We start from the raw sequence: 502 nt of genomic DNA, 5'->3' as shown, positions 1-502 counted from the left end.
CGGTCCCTAAGGCGAGGCTTTAAGAGCGTAGTCGATGGGGAGCCGGTCAATATTCCGGCACCGCGCATAACTGCGACGGGGAGACGGAGAAGGGTAGATCATCCGGGTGATGGATATCCCGGTTCAAGCGTGTAGGCGGGAAGGGTAGGCAAATCCGCCCTTCCGTTAACGCCGAGACGTGATGGCGAGTGAAACCTTTTGGGGTTTCATGAAGTGATTGATCCCATGCTTCCAAGAAAATCCTCTAAGGGAGTCAAGCAGGTAACCGTACCGCAAACCAACACAGGTAGACGGGTAGAGAATACCAAGGCGCTTGAGAGAACTCTGGTTAAGGAACTCGGCAAATTGACACCGTAACTTAGGGAGAAGGTGTGCCGCCATCAGGTGATGGGCCTTGCGCCCGGAGCCGAAGGCGGTTGCAGAGACCAGGGGGTAGCGACTGTTTACCAAAAACACAGGACTCTGCGAAGTCGCAAGACGACGTATAGGGTCTGACGCCTGC

General features: G+C 55.4%; 1 rRNA gene (cut by a window edge). It reads left to right on the top strand.

Annotated features, from left to right (window positions below):
• Nucleotides 1–502 (top strand): 23S ribosomal RNA (locus tag EYQ35_05145) (its annotated part extends 1,511 nt beyond the left edge of the window); the annotation flags it as partial.

The sequence above is a fragment of the Candidatus Binatota bacterium genome (assembly GCA_012960245.1).
In the GTDB taxonomy this organism is placed as follows: domain Bacteria; phylum Desulfobacterota; class Binatia; order UBA1149; family UBA1149; genus UBA1149.
The sequence above is the reverse complement of the archived record's forward strand: the minus strand, read 5'-3'. Positions and strand labels throughout refer to the sequence as shown.